Here is a 17,037-nt window from a genome sequence, read left to right as displayed (position 1 = left end):
CGGGGGCCGCCCCCCCCCGCCCCCCCCCCCGGTTTTTTTTTCCTGTCCCCCCCCCCCGGGGGCCCCCCCCTTTCCGGGGGGGGGGCGCCGGGCCCGGGGGGGCCCGGGCCCCCCCGCCCGAGGCTTCGTCAGTGCACGCCCCCGAAGGTCCGTGCACGGGTGGTGCAGGGGTCAGTGCACGCCCTCGAAGAGGCTGGTCACCGAGCCGTCCTCGAACACCTCGCGGATCGCGGCGGCGATCGACGGGGCGATCGACAGCGTGGTGATCTTGTCGAGCTGGAGCTCGGCCGGGGTGGGGAGGGTGTTGGTGAACACGAACTCGCTCACCCGGGAGTTCTTCAGGCGGTCCGCGGCCGGGCCCGAGAGCACGCCGTGGGTGGCCGCCACGATGACGTCCGCCGCACCGTTCTCGAACAGCGCGTCCGCCGCGGCGCAGATGGTGCCGGCGGTGTCGATCATGTCGTCGACCAGGACGCAGACGCGGCCCTTGACGTCACCGACCACCTCGGCGGAGAGGATGGTGTTGGCCTGCGTCATGTCGCGGCGCTTGTGGATGATCGCCAGCGGCGCACCCAGGCGGTCCGACCACTGGTCGGCGACCTTCACCCGGCCGGCGTCCGGCGAGACGACGGTCAGCCGCGAGCGGTCGACCTTCTCGCCCACGTAGTCGGCCAGCAGCGGCAGCGCGAACAGGTGGTCCACCGGGCCGGAGAAGAAGCCCTGGATCTGCGCGGTGTGCAGGTCCACCGCCATGATCCGGTCGGCGCCGGCGGTGGCCAGCAGGTCCGCGACCAGACGGGCCGAGATGGGCTCGCGGCCCAGGTGCTTCTTGTCCTGGCGGGCGTAGCCGTAGAACGGCAGGATCGCGGTGATGCTCCGGGCGGAGGCCCGCTTCAGAGCATCGATCATGATCAACTGCTCCATGATCCACTGGTTGATGGGAGCCGTGTGGCTCTGCATCACGAAGCAGTCGGCGCCACGCGCCGACTCCAGGAAGCGCACGTAGATCTCGCCGTTGGCGAAGTCCAGGGCCTTGGTCGGGACCAGCTCGGTCCCCAGCGACTCGGCGACCTCCTTTGCCAGCTCCGGGTGGGCACGGCCGGAGAAGAGCTTCAGCTTCTTCTCACCCGACGTCGTGATCCCGCTCACTGCACCGTCTCCTCGCGTTGCTGACGCTGAACCCGTCCGCACCACGGGCAGGCACAGGCCTGCCGGCGATGGAGGTCGGGGATTGTCGGTACGCCTGGACACGGGCGGTAGGCCCAATGGCGCACGTATGTCCCCCAGGTTACGCGCCCGCGCAGAAACCGTCCGCCTCGGGACCGCCCCTCGGACGGCCCGCGGGCCGGAGCGGCCCTCCCGGACCGGCCCCGGCCCGGGCGAACGGCCCGCTCAGCCCTTGTCGCCCTCGGCGGACCCGCCCTCCCGCGCCTGCGCGACGTACGCCGCGCGTGCGGAGTCCGTACCGGAGCGCTTGCGGAGCACCCAGCCGTCGATGTTGCGCTGCTGCGCCCGGCTCACGCCCAGCGCACCGGCCGGGACGTCGCCCGTGATCACCGAGCCGGCCGCGGTGTAGGCGCCGTCGCCGATGGTCACCGGGGCGATGAACATGTTGTCGGAACCCGTGCGGCAGTGGGCCCCGACCACCGTGCGGTGCTTGTTCACACCGTCGTAGTTCACCGTCACCGAGGCCGCGCCGATGTTGGTGCCCTCGCCGATCGTGGCGTCCCCGATGTAGGAGAGGTGCGGCACCTTGGCGCCCTCGCCCAGCTCCGAGTTCTTCACCTCGACGTAGGTGCCGACCTTGGCCTTGCGGGCCAGCCGCGCCCCCGGCCGCAGGTAGGCGTACGGGCCGACGGACGCCAGCTCGCCGATCTCGGCGCGGTCCGCCGTGGTGTTGCTCACACGGGCGCCGGCGCCGATCGCGGTGTCCCTGATCGTGGAGTTCGGGCCGACCTCGCAGCCCTCGCCCAGGTGGGTGGTGCCGTGCAGCTGGGTGCCCGGCAGCACCACCGCGTCCGGCTCGTAGGACACCTGCACGTCGAACCAGGTCGTCGCCGGGTCCACCACGGTGACGCCCGCGCGCATCGCCTGCTCCAGCAGGCGGTCGTTCAGCAGCCGGCGGGCCTGCGCCAGCTGCACCCGGTCGTTGATCCCCAGGATGTCCCGGTAGTCGGCCGCCACCACGGCGCCCACCCGGTGGCCGGCCGTGCGCAGGATCTCCAGGGTGTCGGTGAGGTACTCCTCGCCCTGCACGTTGTCCGTGGTCACCCGGGACAGCGCCTCGGCCAGCAGCTTGGCGTCGTAGGCGAAGACCCCGGAGTTGATCTCGTCGATCGCCCGCTGCGCGTCCGAGGCGTCCTTCTCCTCGACGATCGCGGCGACCGCGCCGTCGGTCTGGTCGCGCAGGATCCGCCCGTAGCCGAACGGGTCCGGCACCACGGCGGTCAGTACGGTCACGCCGTTGCCCTGCTCGGCGTGCGCCTCGGCGAGCGCGCGCAGCGTCGCACCGGTCAGCAGCGGCGCGTCCCCGGTGGTGACGATCACCGTGCCGTCCAGCTCCACCCCGTCGGCCGCCAGCGACTCCAGGGCGGTCCGCACCGCGTGCCCGGTGCCCTTCTGCTCCGTCTGCACCACGGCGCGCGCGGCCGGGTAGTGCGCCGCCAGGTGCTCCTGCACCTTCTCCCGCATGTGGCCGACCACCACGACCAGCTGCCGCGGGGTCAGTTCCTCCGCCGCCGCCACCGCGTGCCCGACCAGCGAACGCCCGCACACCTCGTGCAGCACCTTGGGCAGGCTGTTCGACTTCATCCGGGTCCCGCCACCGGCGGCGAGCACGACAACGGCGGCAGGCGAATTGGCACTCACGGGGGGAGGCTCCTCAGTCGGTTCACAGAGAGGGCAGAGCAGCCCGGCCGCGACCCAGGCCGGTCGCCCTTCGCACAGTCCGCCGAGCGCCACAGACAATACCGGCGGTGTGGTGACAAGCCCGAAACACGGGCGTCCACTGGCTCCGCCGCTAGGATTCGAACCCAGACAAAGGCCTCCAAAGGGCCCTGTGCTGCCATTACACCACGGCGGATCGATCATCAACTCGCAGCGCCCAGGGCGCTCCGACACAGCCTAAGGGTTGCGACCGCATAGCTCCACCACCATTGCGCAACCGGCCGCGCGCGCTCGGATCCCGCCCGTTGTCCATCCAGTCGGGTGAAATACGCCCGCCCGCCCCCGGCCGCGTATTCCCTTGGCGGCGAACCGCAACCTACGATGCCGTAGGTTACGCCAACGTAGCCTTCGCCCCCTCCCCCAAGGGACGCCCATGACCATCCAGGCCGGCGAGGCGCGCGCCGATACCGCGCTCTCCATCGACCCCGCCCCGACCCTGCTCTCCGCCACCCGCGGCGGGGAGAGCCAGGGGCTCGCCGAGCGGATCGCGCTCGGGCTCTTCATCGCCGTACCGTTCGTCGCCCTGCTGGCCGCCGTGCCGGTGGCCTGGGGGTGGGGACTGGGGTGGACGGATCTGGCGATCGCCACCGTCATGTACTTCCTCACCTGCCACGGCATCACGGTCGGCTACCACCGCTACTTCACCCACGGCGCATTCAAGGCCAACCGGGCGATCCGGCTGAGCCTGGCGGTGGCCGGCTCGCTGGCGATCGAGGGCCCGCTGGTGCGCTGGGTGGCGGACCACCGCAGGCACCACCGGTTCAGCGACAAGGAGGGCGACCCGCACTCGCCGTGGCGGTACGGGGAGACCATCCCGGCCCTGCTCAAGGGCCTCTGGTGGGCGCACATGGGCTGGCTCTTCGACGAGGAGCAGACCCCGCAGCTGAAGTACGCGCCGGACCTCGTCGGCGACCCGGCCATAAGGCGGATCTCCCGGCTGTTCTGGCTCTGGACCACGATCTCGATGCTGCTGCCGCCGCTGGTCGGCGGGCTGGTCACGCTGTCCTGGCAGGGGGCGCTGTCCGCCTTCTTCTGGGGCTCGCTGGTCCGGGTGGCGCTGCTGCACCACGTCACCTGGTCGATCAACTCGATCTGCCACGCGCTCGGCGAGCGCCCGTTCCGCTCGCGCGACCGGTCCGGCAACGTCTGGTGGCTGGCGGTGCTCTCCTGCGGCGAGTCCTGGCACAACCTCCACCACGCCGACCCGACCTCGGCCCGGCACGGGGTGCTGCGCGGACAGATCGACTCCTCGGCCCGGCTGATCCGCTGGTTCGAGCTGGCCGGCTGGGCCCGGGACGTCCGCTGGCCGGACGCGGAGCGGATCGCCGCCCGCCGCGCCGCATGAGGCCGCGCCTGCAGCATGATGTAGGGGTGAACGGGAGCAGCGCAGACAGCACAGGCGGCCACGAGAGCACGCGGACGGACGCCGCGCCCGGTGCGGCGCCGGCCCGTCCGCGTGCCGCTGCCCCGACGGGCTCCGCCGCTCCGGCGGCCCGCCGCCGCGGCGGCCGGGTGCGGATGACCGGGAAGCAGCGGCGGGAGCAGCTGCTGGAGATCGGCCGGACGGTGTTCGCGGAACGCGGCTACGACGGCACCTCGGTGGAGGAGATCGCCGAGCGCGCCGGGGTGTCCAAGCCGGTGGTGTACGAGCACTTCGGCGGCAAGGAGGGGCTGTACGCGGTGGTCGTCGACCGCGAGATGCAGCTGCTGCTCGACATGGTCACCGGAGCGCTGACCGGCGGGCACTCGCGCGAGCTGCTGGAGCAGGCCGCGTTCGCGCTGATGGACTACATCGACACCTCCACGGACGGCTTCAAGATCCTCGTCCGGGATTCGCCGGTGGCCCAGTCGACCGGCACCTTCGCCTCGCTGATCAGCGACATCGCCACCCAGGTGGAGGACATCCTCGGCCTGGAGTTCAAGGCGCGGGGCTTCGACCCGCGGCTGGCGCCGATGTACTCGCAGATGCTGGTGGGGATGGTCGCGCTGACCGGCCAGTGGTGGCTGGAGGTGCGCAAGCCGCAGAAGGCCGAGGTGGCCGCCCACCTGGTGAACCTGGCCTGGCACGGCCTGGAGGGGATGGAGCGGCACCCCAAGCTGGTGGGCGAGCGGAAGGGCTAGGCCCTGTCCGGCGGCTCAGGCCCGGCCCGATCGGGACGGCCCGCCGCTGCGGACCGCGACGGCGAAGATCCGCCGGAACGGGAAGACGGTGCCGTGCGGCCCGGCCGGATAGGCCTCCCGCAGCAGGGCGCCGTACTCGGCGAGGAAGGCGCCCCGCTCGGCGGGGTCGGTGAGCCGGGTGAGGACGGGCCGCAGCGCGGTGCCCTTGACCCACTCCAGCACCGGGTCCGGGCCGGGGAGCAGGGTGCTGTAGGTGGTCTCCCAGACATCGACGGCGCACCCGGCGCCGGCCAGCACCTCCAGGTAATCGCCCGGCTCGTGGACGCCGGCCCGGGTGGAGTCCGCTCCGAGGAGGGCGCGCCAGCGAGGGCTCCGGCGCAGCTCGGCGAGCAGCGTGTGGCTGGGCGAGCCGAAGTTCCCGGGCACCTGGAAGGCGATCACGCCGCCGGGTTTGAGCGCCTCGGCCCAGCGTGGCAGCAGGGCGAGGTGCCCGTCGACCCACTGCAGGGTGGCGTTGGAGGCGATCAGGTCGGGCCCGGCGCCGGCCGGGTCGTAGCCGCCGGCGTCGGCGAGCAGGTAGTCGGCGGAGGGCTCGCCCTCGGTGCGGGCGGTGGCGAGCATCTCGGCGGAGTTGTCGATGCCGGTGATCCGGGCCGCGGGCCAGCGCTCGCGCAGGACGGCGGTGGAGTTGCCGGGGCCGCAGCCGATGTCCAGGATCGTGGCGGCCGGCTCGTGCGGCACGGCGGGGGTCCGGGCGAGCAGATCCCGCAGCGGGCGGGTCCGTTCGTCGGCGAAGCGCAGGTACTGGGCCGGGTCCCAGGTGGGGGTGCTCATGGTCGACCTCGCAAGTATCTCGACATCAAGATATCCAGACGCAGCTTCCACGTTACATTTCTCGACGTCAAGAGACTTCACATCGACACATCCCCCGATACACTGATCGTCATGGAGGACGAGGTCGACCGCCTGGTCGCAGCATGGCGCCGAGAGCGCCCCGACCTCGACGTGGAACCACTTGAGGTGCTCAGCCGGGTCAGCCGGCTCGCCCGGCACCTTGACCGCGCCCGTCGGACGGCCTTCGCCGAGCACGGCCTGGAGCCCTGGGAGTTCGACGTGCTGACCGCGCTGCGGCGGGCCGGCTCCCCGTACCAGCTCTCCCCCGGACAGCTGCTGACCCAGACCCTGGTGACCTCCGGCACGATGACCAACCGGATCGACCGGCTCACCGGCAAGGGCCTGGTCAAGCGCCTGCCCGACCCGGACGACCGGCGCGGCGTGCTGGTCCGGCTCACCGACGACGGGCGCGACCGCGCCGACCAGGCGCTCGCCGGGCTGCTCGCGCACGAGCGCGAGCTGCTCGCCCAGCTCACCTCCGGCCAGCAGGGCGAGCTCGCCGGGCTGCTGCGCCAGCTCGTCGCCCCCTTCGACAACATCCCCGGCTAGGGCTTCCGCCCGGGCCCACCGGCCGTCAGAACCCGTCCGGGTAGGGCGCGCTGAGCGCCGGCACCGGCTCCGGGGCCGGCTGCGCGGTGCGGTAGCCGGGCAGCAGTTCGGCCAGTCGGCGGCGCACCTCCTCGTCGCTGTTGCCCTCCGCCGCCTCGTACAGGCCGGTCAGCCCGCCCGCCAGGTCCTCCGGTCCGGACGAGTGCTCGGCCACCGTGGCATAGATCCGGGCGTGGGCGGTGGGCAGCCGCTCCTCGCCCTCCGAGAACAGCGCCTCGTTCAGCTTCTCCCCCGTCCGCAGGCCGGTGTAGCGGATCTCCACCTCGTCCCGGCCCAGCTGGACCTGCTCGGCGAAGTTGTGCACCAGGTCGACGATCCGCACCGGCTCGCCCATGTCGAGGACGAACACCTCACCGCCGTGCGCCATCCGGCCGGACTCCAGCACCAGGCCGACGGCCTCCTCGATGGTCATGAAGAACCGCGTCACGTCCGGGTGGGTGATCGTCACCGGTCCGCCGCTGCGCAGCTGCTCGGCCAGCACCGACAGCAGCGATCCGCGCGAGCCCAGCACGTTGCCGAAGCGGACCGCCGAGAACACCCCGGTGCCGAGGTTGCGCGCGTCCCTGGCGTTGGCCTGCACGATCAGCTCGGCCAGCCGCTTGCTGGCACCGAGCACCGAGGTCGGGTCGGCCGCCTTGTCGGTGGAGATCAGCACGAACCGCTCGACGCCGGTGGCGAGCGCCGCCTCCACCAGGTGGTCGGTGCCCAGCACGTTGGACTTCACCGCCTCGCTGGGGTGGCGCTCCAGCAGCGGCAGGTGCTTGTGGGCGGCGGCGTGGAAGACCACCTCGGGCTTGAGGTCGCGGAAGATCTGCTGGATCCGCGGCCGGTCCCGGATGTCCGCGATCACCAGCGACTCGTCGGTGAGCAGCGCCTCGCCCCAGATCTCCAGCTGCAGGCGGTGCAGGTTCGACTCGTCGTGGTCCAGCATGTAGAGCGCGCTGGGGTTGAACGCGTTGACCTGGCGGCAGAGTTCGCTGCCGATCGAGCCGCCGGCCCCGGTCACCAGCACCCGCCGGCCCTCGATCACGTCCCGGACGTCGGCGGAGACCACGTGCACCTCGTGCCGGCCGATCAGCCGGTTGACGTCCAGGCTGCGCATGTCCGAGCCGACCACCTCGCGGCGCAGCGCGGCCAGGAAGGACGGCAGGTAGCGCACGGCGGCGCCGGCCGCGGCGGCGGCGGTGGCCAGCGCCCGGACCCGCTGCGGGGCGAGGCCGGGGATGGCGAGCGCGACCACCTGGACGCGGTGCCGGACGGCGATCGCGGTGAGCTCGGCGAGGGTGCCGAGGACGGGCACGGACTCCACCGACCGTCCGGACTTGGCCGGGTCGTCGTCGAGCAGCCCGATCGGCCGGAGCCCGAACTCGGGTGCCCGGTCGAGGTCGCGGACGAGCGCCGTGCCGGCCGCTCCGGCGCCCACGACGAGGGTCCGCAGACCCTCCGGCTGGGCGCTGCGGCCCGCTCCCGGGGTGTTCTGGGCGTCGTGCGGGCGTGCGGAAGTACTGTGCGGCGACATCTGTCCTCCGGATTTCCCTGACCTGACGGACCTGACGGGGTCGGTGCGGTGTTACCCGGGTCAGCCGGCGCCGGGAGCTGTGGTGGTGGCGACGGACGGCGGGGCTGTGGGCGCGGCCGGTTCGGACGGGCTGACGCCCGCCCGGCGCGCGACCGCGACGGCGGCCAGGGTGGAGTGCACCCCGAGCTTGCCGAGGACGTTCTGCATGTGGGTCCGCACGGTGTGCGGGGAGAGGTAGAGCCGTTCGGCGACGGCCTGCCGGCCGAGGCCGGCGACCATACAGCGCAGGATCTGCTTCTCCCGCGGGGTGAGGGTGTCGACGAGGCGTTCGCTCTCGGTGCGGTCCCGCCGGGCGGTGGTCAGCTCGCGGATGACACCGGTGAGCAGCGCCGGCGGCAGATGCGTCTCGTCGCGCAGCACCCCGCGGACCACGGCCAGCAGGCGGGCCAGCGAACTCTCCTTGGCGACCCAGCCGGTGGCGCCGGCGTGCAGGGCGCGGGCGGCGCGGTGCGGGTCGTCGGCGGCGGCCAGGACGATCGCGCGCACCGCCGGGTGGTTGCGGCGGACCCGGGCGAGCAGGGTGATGCCGTCGGGTGCCGGTGCGGTGCGGTACGCCTCCGCGGGCGGCCCGGCGGGGTGACCGACGGGCGGCAGCGGGATGGCGGGAGGGCGGCGGGGTGCGGGCACCGGGGGCGGCAGGCGCCGCCGGGCCGCGTCGGGCAGGCCCTCGCCGGGGCGGACGGGCCGGCGCGGGATGGTGGGGACGGCCTCGGCACCGGCGCCGAGGTCCGCGTCGATCAGCACCACGTCGAAGGAGCGGCCCTCGACCGCGGCCCGCTCCAGGGCTCGCTCGGCGGCGGCCGCGCTGCCGGCTGCGCCGACCTCCACGTCGGGCTCGGCGGCGAGCGCCGCGGCCAGGGCCTCGGCGAAGATCCGGTGATCGTCGACCACAAGGACGCGGATCCGCCCCATCGTCACTTCCCCCCTGCTCGGACCGTCCGGCGCCCGGGGCGACGGGCCGGGCCCAGTGCCACGTCCTGGGCACTTCCGCTCCGCCCGCCCACCTGGTCCCGGTAGGGCCAAGGTGCCGGCCCCCACCAGTACCGAATTCAGCGTACGGGGTGGGGGACGGCTCGGTGGGGGTTTGGTGAAGTTTCGTCAGGAGGTGCGTACTTGGCGTGACTTGGGGTCGTCCTGGACCGGCTTGCGGCGGGGCATCAGCAGGGCGGGCAGCAGGGCGAGGGCGAGCAGCGACACGGCCCATCCGTAGGTGTCCCGGAAGGCCTCCGCAAGGCCGGGGGCGAGCACGGCCCGGGCCGGAGCGGTCAGGGTCTGCAGTACGGCGAGGCCGCCGTCGCCCGTCCCCGGCAGCCGGTCGGCCATCGCCCCGGTGAGCAGCACGGACATCAGCGCGGTGCCGACCGAGCCGGATACCTGCTGGACGATGGTGAGCAGGGTGGTGGCGGCTGGGACCTCGGCGGGCGCGACACTGCGGGTGACCGCGGCCATCGCGGGCATCAGCGTCATGCCGATGCCCGCGCCCATCACCACGAGGGCGGCGATCAGGTGCCGGAACGGGGTGTCGGCGGCCACCTGGAGGGCGAAGGCGGCGAAGCCGGTGGCGGCCGTGGCGGCGCCGGCCAGCACGATCCGCCCGGGGGCGAAGCGGTCGGTCAGCCGCCCGGCGATCTGCATGCTGATGCCGGTGGCCAGGGCCTGCGGGATGCCGAGCAGTCCGGCCGCGGTGGCGCTCTCGCCGCGCACCAGCTGGTAGTAGAGCGGGAGCAGCAGCATCGAGCCGAAGTAGCCGCAGCCGACCAGGGCGATGGTGGCGGCCGGAGCGGCGAAGGAGCGCCGGCGCAGCAGCCTCAGGTCGAGCAGCGGCTCGCGGGCGGTCAACGCCCGCACGACGAACCCGGCGACCAGGGCCGCGCCGCCCAGGGCGGGCAGCAGGGTGCCCGGGCCGCCCGGGTTCCCGCGTTCGGCGCCCAGGCCGTAGATCAGCGCGGCCAGGCCGGGCGAGAGCATCAGCAGCCCGGGCAGGTCCAGTCGGCGCCCGCCCTGTCCGCCGCCGCGGGGCAGCAGCCGGGCGGCCAGGATCAGCGCCAGCGCGCCGAGCGGCAGGTTGACCAGGAAGACCCAGCGCCAGGAGGCGTGGTCGACCAGCCAGCCGCCGAGCACCGGCCCGGCGAGCGGGCCGATCAGGACGGGGATGCCGAGCACGCTCATGGTGCGCCCGGTGCGGGCCGGGTCGGAGGCCCGGACCAGGACGGTCATCCCGACCGGCATCACCATGCCGCCGCCGAGGCCCTGCAGGACGCGGAAGGCGATCAGGGAGGGGGCGTCCCAGGCGAGTCCGGCCAGTGTGGAGCCGAGCACGAACAGCACGAGGGCTGTCAGGTAGAGGCGCCGGGTGCCGAAGCGTCCGATCGCCCAGGCGGTGACCGGCGTGACGGTGGCGAGCGCCAGGGTGTAGCCGGTGGTGATCCACTGGATGGTGGCGAGCGGGGCGTCGAAGCTCTCGGCGAGGTGGTTGAGGGCGACGTTGACGATGGTGGTGTCGAGGACGGTCAGCAGCGAGCCGAGGACCACGACCGCGGCGATCGCCGCGGTGCGCGGGCCGGCCGCGGCGGCGGTAGCGGTGGACCGCGCGGGTGCGGCGGCGGTGACGGTGCTCATCTCCGGTCCCCCCTCTCGTGGCGCGGTTCAGACGCCGTACGGGCGGGCGGTACGGGCGTCGTGCAGCGCGCGGGCCCACCAGGTGAGCTGGTCGAGCATGCCCTTGGCGGCGCCGTTCGGGACGGTCGGGTCGACCGGCTCGCCGTCGTCGCCGAAGACCGCCCAGGCGCCGTGGAAGCTGACGGTGTCCCGGACGGTGACGGCGTGCAGCTCGGCGAAGACCAGCCGCAGCTGCTCGACCGCGCGCAGCCCGCCGCCGAGGCCGCCGTAGGAGACGAAGCCGACCGGCTTGGCCTGCCACTCGGCGTGGTGCCAGTCGATGGCGTTCTTCAGGGCGGCGGGGAAGCTGTGGTTGTACTCGGGCGTGATCACCACGAAGGCGTCGGCGGCGGCCAGCCGCAGGGAGAGCGCGGCGAGCAGCTCGGCCTGCTCGGCGGTGGGCGTGTCGCCCAGGTTCGGCAGCGGGTGGTCGGCCAGGTCGACGACGTCCAGGTCGAGGTCGTCCCGGCCCTTGGCGGTGCGCAGGAACCAGTCGGCGACGGTGGGCGCGAAGCGGCCCTGACGGTTGCTGCCGACGATGACGGCGACGCGGTACGTGGTCTCGGACATGGCGGTCTCCCTGCTCTGCGGTGCGGAGGGCGCCGCCCGATCGGACGGCATGTCAGGTAAAGTACAACGTGTATGGCAACAAGTACAACGGTGACTGCAAGTTTTTGGAGGAGCTTCGATGACCAGCCAGAACGAGACGCCCGACAAGCCCCGCCGCGGGCTGGCCGAGAAGCGTCAGGCCATCGTCCGGGCCGCCCGCACCGTCTTCGGCCGGGACGGCTACACCCGCGCCAGCATCGACGCCATCGCCGCGGAGGCCGAGGTCTCCACCCGCACCATCTACAACCACTTCGCCGGCAAGGAGCTGCTCTTCCAGAGCGTCGTCCAGGACAGCGCCGGGCAGGTCAGGGACGCCCAACTGGACGTCATCGAGCGACGGCTGGCCAAGGTCACCGACCTGGAGGCGGACCTCGTCGCGTTCGCCCTGGCCTGGGTGGCCGCACTGTGGGAGTTCGGCGACCACTTCGCCCTGGTCCGCCAGATCAACGCCGAGGCGGGCCATCTGCCGAAGCCGCTGCTGGACGCCTGGCAGGAGAGCGGGCCGCGCCGGGCCATGGCCGAACTCTCGCAGCGGTTCGGCGAGTTGGCCGACCAGGGGCTGCTGGAGGCGCCCGATCCGGCGCGCGCGGCCCAGCACTTCGTGCTGCTCACCGGCACCGAGGTCACCCAGCGCTCGTACTGGGGCGTGTACCCGCTCACGGCCGGGCAGACGGAGGAGATCGTCCGCAGCGGCGTGCAGGTGTTCCTGCGCGCCTACGCCGCGCCGCGGTCGGGGGTCTGACGACGGCCCCGGCGTCGCCCGCAAACGCCGAGGCGCCGCCCCCGGGATCGGGGGCGGCGCCTCGACGGACGGTGGCTAGCGGTTCTTCTCCAGGGTGAAGTTCCAGGCGTCGGCGACGATCTCGTCCAGGTTCGGGCGGCGCGGGGTCCAGCCGAGCGCCTGGTGGGCGCGCGCGGCCGAGGCCACCAGCACGGCGGGGTCGCCGGCCCGGCGGCCCGAGGTCACCACCGGGATCTCCCGGCCGGTGACCCGCTTGACCGACTCGATCACCTGGCGGACCGAGAAGCCGCTGCCGTTGCCCAGGTTGCAGATCAGGTGCTCACCGGGCTTGGCCGCGTCCAGCGCCAGCAGGTGCGCCTCGGCGAGGTCCGCGACGTGGATGTAGTCGCGGATGCAGGTGCCGTCCTCGGTCGGGTAGTCGTCGCCGTACACCGCGATGTGCTCGCGCTGCCCGAGCGCGGCCTGGAAGACCAGCGGGATCAGGTGCGACTCGGGGTCGTGCCGCTCGCCGTACGCGCCGTACGCACCGGCCACGTTGAAGTAGCGCAGCGAGACGGCGGCCAGGCCGTGGGCGACGGCCTCGCTGGTGATCAGGTGGTCGACGGCCAGCTTGGTGGCGCCGTAGGTGCTGGTCGGCGAGGTGCGGGCGGTCTCGGCGATCGGGACCTCCTCGGGCTCGCCGTACACGGCGGCGGTGGAGGAGAACACCAGCTTGCGCACGCCGGCCTTGCGCATCGCGGCGACCAGCTCCAGCGAGCCGGCCACGTTGTTGCGCCAGTACTTCTCCGGGTCCGCGACCGACTCGCCGACCTGGGAGGAGGCGGCGAAGTGCAGCACGCCGTCGAAGGAGCCGTCCAGCACGTCGGCGGCGTCCTGGATCCGACCGCGCACGAACTCGGCGCCGGCCGGCACACCCTCCCGGAACCCGGTGGAGAGGTCGTCCAGGACGGTCACCTGGTGTCCCGCCTCCAGCAGGTGGGCGGCGACGACACTTCCGACATAGCCGGCGCCACCCGTGACCAGGTACTTACTCATGATGAGACCTCCAGCGGGCGATGGTCCGCGGCGTCGGCGGGCCATCGGTGACGTACGTACGACGGGCCCATTCTCCCTGGCCGCGGGGGTGCTCCGGACCATCGGAACGCCCCGCCGCCCGGCAGCGGCCGCCGGCGCCCGGACGGCCCGTCGGCCGGGTTCACCCGGCCGGTACGCCGACGCCGCCGCCCGCCCGATCACCGCCCCCGGTCCCACCGCCGCCCTGCCGCTCGCGTCAGTCGCGCACCATGCGCTCCAGCAGTCCGGTCCGGGCCGCCACGGCCGCCGCCTCCAGCCGGGTGCGCGCGCCGAGCTTCATCAGCACCCGCTGGACGTGGGTCCTGGCCGTGCTCGCGGCGATCCGCATCCCGGCCGCGATCGCCGCGGTGTCCTCGCCGTCCGTGATCCGCGCCAGCACCTGGACCTCACGGCGGGTCAGCAGCCGCAGCAGCCGGACGGCTTCGTCGTCCGGCTCGGCCGCCGGTCTCAGCAGCTGGTCGAAGGCCCCCCGCAGGACGTCCACCGCGACCGCCGCCTCACCCGCCCGAGCCCGTGTGATGGCCCGTTCGACCACCTCGATCCGCTCGTCGCTGGGCACGTAGCCGGCCGCCCCCGCCGCGAACGCCGCCGCCACGCCCCGCAGTTCGCCGACCGGTCCGAGCACGATGACGGCCACCTCGGGCCGCTCCCGGCGGATCCGCCGCAGCCCGTCGAAGGCCCCCGGCTCGGCCGGAGCGGCCACCCCGAGCAGGCACACCTCGGGCCGCCGCCCGGCCACCAGGTCGGCGGCCGCACCCCCTGGCGACCCCACCGCGAGCACCCGGTGGCCGCGCAGCTGGAGCGCGGTGGCCAGCGCCTCGGCCAGCAACCGGTGGTCGTCGACCACCACGAGTCGAACACCCATGACGCCTCCAGGTCGGGGTCCGGCCCGCGCCCGTCCCCGGTGGGGCGGGCGGCCGATGACGCACCATCACAGCGCATTCCGTACCCGACCCGCTAGGCCGCCTCACACCCGGAGGGCGGGCGGGAACACGAAAAGGACCCTCGCCGTTGGGCGAGGGTCCTTCACTTTGAGCCCCCATGCGGAATCGAACCGCAGACCTTCTCCTTACCATGGAGACGCTCTACCGACTGAGCTATAGGGGCGAACCGGTCGAACAAGGAAGACATTACACGGCTCGCGGCCCGAAAGGGAAATCGGCCTCCGGAGCCTCCGCCGCCTGGTCAGCCCTCGGCGTGGGCACGGTCGAACTCCTCGCGCGCGGCCAGCATCCGCTCGGCGTGGAGCTCGGTCCAGCGACCCACCGGCGCCACCAGTGCGGCCAGCTCGAGGCCGAGCGGCAGCAGGTCGTAGACCACGCGCGGCGGCGTCTCGGGGTGCACGGTGCGCCGCACCAGACCGTTGCGCTCCAGCGCGCGCAGCGACTGGGTGAGCATCTTGCGACTGACTCCGTTGACCGCGCGCTGGAGCTCCGAGAAGCGCTGCTGCCCGAACTCGCCGAGGCTCATCAGGATCAGCAGCGACCACTTGTCCGCCAGCTCCGCGAACACCGCCCGGCTCGGACAGAGCTGCGCGAAGACATCGAGTCCCTGGTCCTGCCCGGGGTCGGCCGGGCACCGCTCGTGCGTCGTCATGTACTCCAGGGTAGCCCCGAGTCTCCAAGCCACCCTTGGTAACCATTAGAAACCTGGTCTATATTAGAGACCGAGTCCGGCGGAGGCGGTGCACCGCGCCTCCTCCAGTTCTCGGCCCGTCCGCCCTGCCGTCCCCGCCATGCCACCGTTCAGGAGTGCCCCAGACATGACCGCCACCCGCCCGACCGTCGCCATCGCCTACCACTCCGGCTACGGCCACACCGCCGTGATCGCCGAGGCCGTCGCCCGCGGCGCCGCCGAGGCCGGCGCCGAGGTCCTGTCGATCGCCGTCGACTCCATCACCGACGAGCAGTGGGCGCAGCTGGACGCCGCCGACGCGATCGTCTTCGGCTCCCCCACCTACATGGGCACCGCCTCCGGCGCGTTCCACGCCTTCGCCGAGGCCAGCAGCAAGCGCTGGTTCGGCGACGCCTGGCTGGACAAGGTCGCCGCCGGCTTCACCAACTCCGCCTCCAAGAGCGGCGACAAGGCCGGCACCCTGGGCTTCTTCCAGACCCTCGCCGCCCAGCACGGCATGAACTGGGTCAACCTGGGCCTCAAGCCGGGCTGGAACTCCTCGACCGGCTCCGAGAACGACCTCAACCGCCTCGGCTTCTTCGCCGGCGCCGCGGCCTCCACCCCGGCCGACGGTGGCGCCGACACCGTCCACAAGGCCGACATCGCGACCGCCGAGCACCTCGGCGGCCGGGTCACCCGGCACACCGCCACCCTGCTGGCGGGCCGCGCCGCCGTCGCGGTCTGACCTCCGCACCACCACGCGCTACGCCGCCGGGTCCGCCTCCAGTACGGGCGCCCGGCGGCGTCCGCCGTCCTGCAGCGGCACCGTGAGGTCCGCGCCGCGGGTCTCCGGCAGCAGCCGCAGACAGAGCAGCGCGACCGCCCCCAGCGCCGCCAGGTACCAGCCCACCGGCTCGGCCGTCCCGTACGCCCCGGTCAGCCTGGTCGCGATCAGCGGCGTGGTCGCACCGCCCACCACCCCGCCGAGGTTGTACGTCAGCGCGGCCCCCGTGTACCGCACCCGGGTCGGGAAAAGCTCCGGCAGATACGCCGCCAGCGGCCCCAGTAGACCGCCCAGCACCACCATCGCCCCCGCCAGCGCCAGGAACATCAGCGGTCGGCGCACCGTCTCCAGCAGCGGGAACAGCACCAGGGACCAGAGCATCGCCAGACCGGTCGCCAGCTGCAGCATCCGCCGGCGCCCCCACCGGTCACTGCGGCGGGCGCTCACCCAGACCGTCGCGCCCTTCCCCACCGCGCCCACCAGCAGCATCGACAGGACCAGCGTGCTCGGCACCCCCAGCCCGGTCGTCGCGTACGCCAGCGCGTAGGTGGTGGTCAGGTAGAACAGCGCGTACCCGACGGTGATCGCACCGCATCCGAGCAGCACCGTCCGCCAGTGCCCGCGCAGCACCTCCGCCACCGGCGGCCGCTCCCGCCGCTCCCCCGCCCGGAACAGCGGCGTCTCGGTGATCCGCAGCCGGACGAACAGGCCCACCGCCACCAGCGCCAGCGAGGCCAGGAACGGCACCCGCCAGCCCCAGGTGTCGAACGCCCGCTGGTCCAGCGCCAGTTGCAGGACCAGGAACACCCCGTTGGCGAGTACGAACCCGCTGGTCGGCCCGAGCTGCAGAAACGCCCCGTACCGCCCGCGCCGCCCGGCCGGCGCGTTCTCCGCGATGAGCAGCGCCGCCCCGCCCCACTCCCCGCCCAACCCGACGCCCTGGCACACCCGCAGCAGCACCAGCGCCACCGGCGACCACCACCCCCAGGCCTCGTACCCCGGCAGCACCCCCACCGCGGCCGTCGACAACCCCATCAGCAGCAGCGACACCACCAGCGTCACCTTGCGACCCAGCCGGTCCCCGAAGTGGCCGAACACCACCGCCCCCAGCGGCCGCGCCAGAAACGCCACCGCGTACACCGAGAACGCCGCCAACAGCGCTCCCACCGTGCCCAGTTCGGGAAAGAACACCTTGCCGAAGACCAGCGCGGCCGCCGTCCCGTAGATGAAGAAGTCGTAGAACTCGATCGCCGTGCCGATCAGCGCGGCCGCCGCCGCTCGGTGCAACTGCGGCGCCTGCCGGGCTTCCTGCGTATCCATACCGCCACAGTGCCGACCCGGCCACCCGCCGCACAGCGCCCACCCGAGTGACACGGTCGCACTCCCGGGGCGCGCGCCCCGCACCAA

General features: G+C 73.3%; 16 protein-coding genes and 2 tRNA genes. 5 read left to right on the top strand and 13 right to left on the bottom strand.

The window, feature by feature from the left end:
• Positions 1-171: 171 nt before the first annotated feature.
• The 3 genes from ACGFZP_RS04715 to ACGFZP_RS04705 all read right to left on the bottom strand — a co-directional run bounded on the left by ACGFZP_RS04715 (position 172) and on the right by ACGFZP_RS04705 (position 3,082).
• Positions 172-1,149 carry a ribose-phosphate diphosphokinase gene (locus ACGFZP_RS04715; protein ID WP_392928577.1) on the bottom strand — a complete coding sequence of 326 codons (978 nt, stop codon included), beginning with the start codon at positions 1,147-1,149 and terminating at the stop codon, positions 172-174.
• A gap of 243 nt (positions 1,150-1,392) precedes the next feature.
• A complete protein-coding gene (glmU, locus tag ACGFZP_RS04710) occupies positions 1,393-2,868 on the bottom strand; it encodes a bifunctional UDP-N-acetylglucosamine diphosphorylase/glucosamine-1-phosphate N-acetyltransferase GlmU (protein ID WP_392928575.1) in 1,476 nt (491 codons plus the stop codon).
• A 140-nt stretch (positions 2,869-3,008) separates the two neighbouring features.
• Positions 3,009-3,082, bottom strand: a tRNA-Gln gene (locus tag ACGFZP_RS04705).
• 237 nt (positions 3,083-3,319) lie between these two features.
• On the opposite strand from ACGFZP_RS04705, the gene ACGFZP_RS04700 reads away from it, so the two are divergent.
• Complete coding sequence (locus ACGFZP_RS04700; RefSeq protein WP_392928573.1) at positions 3,320-4,291, top strand: acyl-CoA desaturase; 972 nt, start codon at positions 3,320-3,322, stop codon at positions 4,289-4,291.
• A gap of 173 nt (positions 4,292-4,464) precedes the next feature.
• The gene (locus ACGFZP_RS04695; protein ID WP_392928571.1) at positions 4,465-5,067 is read left to right on the top strand and encodes a TetR family transcriptional regulator; all 603 of its coding nucleotides are present in this window, start codon (positions 4,465-4,467) and stop codon (positions 5,065-5,067) included.
• A gap of 15 nt (positions 5,068-5,082) precedes the next feature.
• Here the strand turns inward: ACGFZP_RS04695 and ACGFZP_RS04690 are convergent, their stop codons facing one another.
• Positions 5,083-5,901 (bottom strand): methyltransferase domain-containing protein, encoded by an 819-nt coding sequence (locus ACGFZP_RS04690; RefSeq protein ID WP_392928569.1) that lies wholly within the window; start codon positions 5,899-5,901, stop codon positions 5,083-5,085.
• Positions 5,902-6,012: 111 nt separating this feature from the next.
• Between ACGFZP_RS04690 and ACGFZP_RS04685 the strand changes: the two genes are divergently transcribed.
• Complete coding sequence (locus tag ACGFZP_RS04685; RefSeq protein WP_392928568.1) at positions 6,013-6,510, top strand: MarR family winged helix-turn-helix transcriptional regulator; 498 nt, start codon at positions 6,013-6,015, stop codon at positions 6,508-6,510.
• Between the two features lie 25 nt (positions 6,511-6,535).
• Here ACGFZP_RS04685 and ACGFZP_RS04680 read toward each other — a convergent pair whose 3' ends face one another.
• From ACGFZP_RS04680 to ACGFZP_RS04665, 4 genes are all read right to left on the bottom strand, one after another.
• Complete coding sequence (locus tag ACGFZP_RS04680; RefSeq protein ID WP_392928566.1) at positions 6,536-8,089, bottom strand: polysaccharide biosynthesis protein; 1,554 nt, start codon at positions 8,087-8,089, stop codon at positions 6,536-6,538.
• A 60-nt stretch (positions 8,090-8,149) separates the two neighbouring features.
• Complete coding sequence (locus ACGFZP_RS04675) at positions 8,150-9,061, bottom strand: LuxR C-terminal-related transcriptional regulator (protein WP_392928564.1); 912 nt, start codon at positions 9,059-9,061, stop codon at positions 8,150-8,152.
• A 186-nt stretch (positions 9,062-9,247) separates the two neighbouring features.
• The gene (locus ACGFZP_RS04670) at positions 9,248-10,768 is read right to left on the bottom strand and encodes a DHA2 family efflux MFS transporter permease subunit (protein ID WP_392928562.1); all 1,521 of its coding nucleotides are present in this window, start codon (positions 10,766-10,768) and stop codon (positions 9,248-9,250) included.
• Between the two features lie 27 nt (positions 10,769-10,795).
• Positions 10,796-11,377 (bottom strand): NADPH-dependent FMN reductase, encoded by a 582-nt coding sequence (locus ACGFZP_RS04665; protein ID WP_392928560.1) that lies wholly within the window; start codon positions 11,375-11,377, stop codon positions 10,796-10,798.
• Positions 11,378-11,495: 118 nt separating this feature from the next.
• Here ACGFZP_RS04665 and ACGFZP_RS04660 point away from each other — a divergent pair, with 118 nt between their 5' ends.
• Positions 11,496-12,158 carry a TetR/AcrR family transcriptional regulator gene (locus tag ACGFZP_RS04660; protein ID WP_392928558.1) on the top strand — a complete coding sequence of 221 codons (663 nt, stop codon included), beginning with the start codon at positions 11,496-11,498 and terminating at the stop codon, positions 12,156-12,158.
• Positions 12,159-12,233: 75 nt separating this feature from the next.
• Here the strand turns inward: ACGFZP_RS04660 and galE are convergent, their stop codons facing one another.
• From galE to ACGFZP_RS04640, 4 genes are all read right to left on the bottom strand, one after another.
• Positions 12,234-13,193 (bottom strand): UDP-glucose 4-epimerase GalE, encoded by a 960-nt coding sequence (gene galE, locus ACGFZP_RS04655; RefSeq protein ID WP_392928556.1) that lies wholly within the window; start codon positions 13,191-13,193, stop codon positions 12,234-12,236.
• Between the two features lie 235 nt (positions 13,194-13,428).
• Positions 13,429-14,097 (bottom strand): LuxR C-terminal-related transcriptional regulator, encoded by a 669-nt coding sequence (locus tag ACGFZP_RS04650; protein WP_392928555.1) that lies wholly within the window; start codon positions 14,095-14,097, stop codon positions 13,429-13,431.
• 169 nt (positions 14,098-14,266) lie between these two features.
• Positions 14,267-14,339 (bottom strand) — tRNA-Thr (locus ACGFZP_RS04645).
• 78 nt (positions 14,340-14,417) lie between these two features.
• Positions 14,418-14,828 carry a winged helix-turn-helix transcriptional regulator gene (locus ACGFZP_RS04640; RefSeq protein ID WP_392928553.1) on the bottom strand — a complete coding sequence of 137 codons (411 nt, stop codon included), beginning with the start codon at positions 14,826-14,828 and terminating at the stop codon, positions 14,418-14,420.
• Positions 14,829-14,994: 166 nt separating this feature from the next.
• Between ACGFZP_RS04640 and ACGFZP_RS04635 the strand changes: the two genes are divergently transcribed.
• Positions 14,995-15,591, top strand: a complete 597-nt coding sequence (locus ACGFZP_RS04635) for a flavodoxin family protein (RefSeq protein WP_392928551.1) — start codon at positions 14,995-14,997, stop codon at positions 15,589-15,591.
• An 18-nt stretch (positions 15,592-15,609) separates the two neighbouring features.
• On the opposite strand, the gene ACGFZP_RS04630 is transcribed toward ACGFZP_RS04635, so the two are convergent.
• On the bottom strand, positions 15,610-16,950 hold the full coding sequence (locus ACGFZP_RS04630) for an MFS transporter (RefSeq protein WP_392928549.1): 1,341 nt from the start codon (positions 16,948-16,950) through the stop codon (positions 15,610-15,612).
• Positions 16,951-17,037: the final 87 nt, after the last annotated feature.

The sequence above is a fragment of the Kitasatospora sp. NPDC048239 genome (genome assembly GCF_043202015.1).
Lineage (GTDB): Bacteria > Actinomycetota > Actinomycetes > Streptomycetales > Streptomycetaceae > Kitasatospora.
The sequence above is the reverse complement of the archived record's forward strand: the minus strand, read 5'-3'. Positions and strand labels throughout refer to the sequence as shown.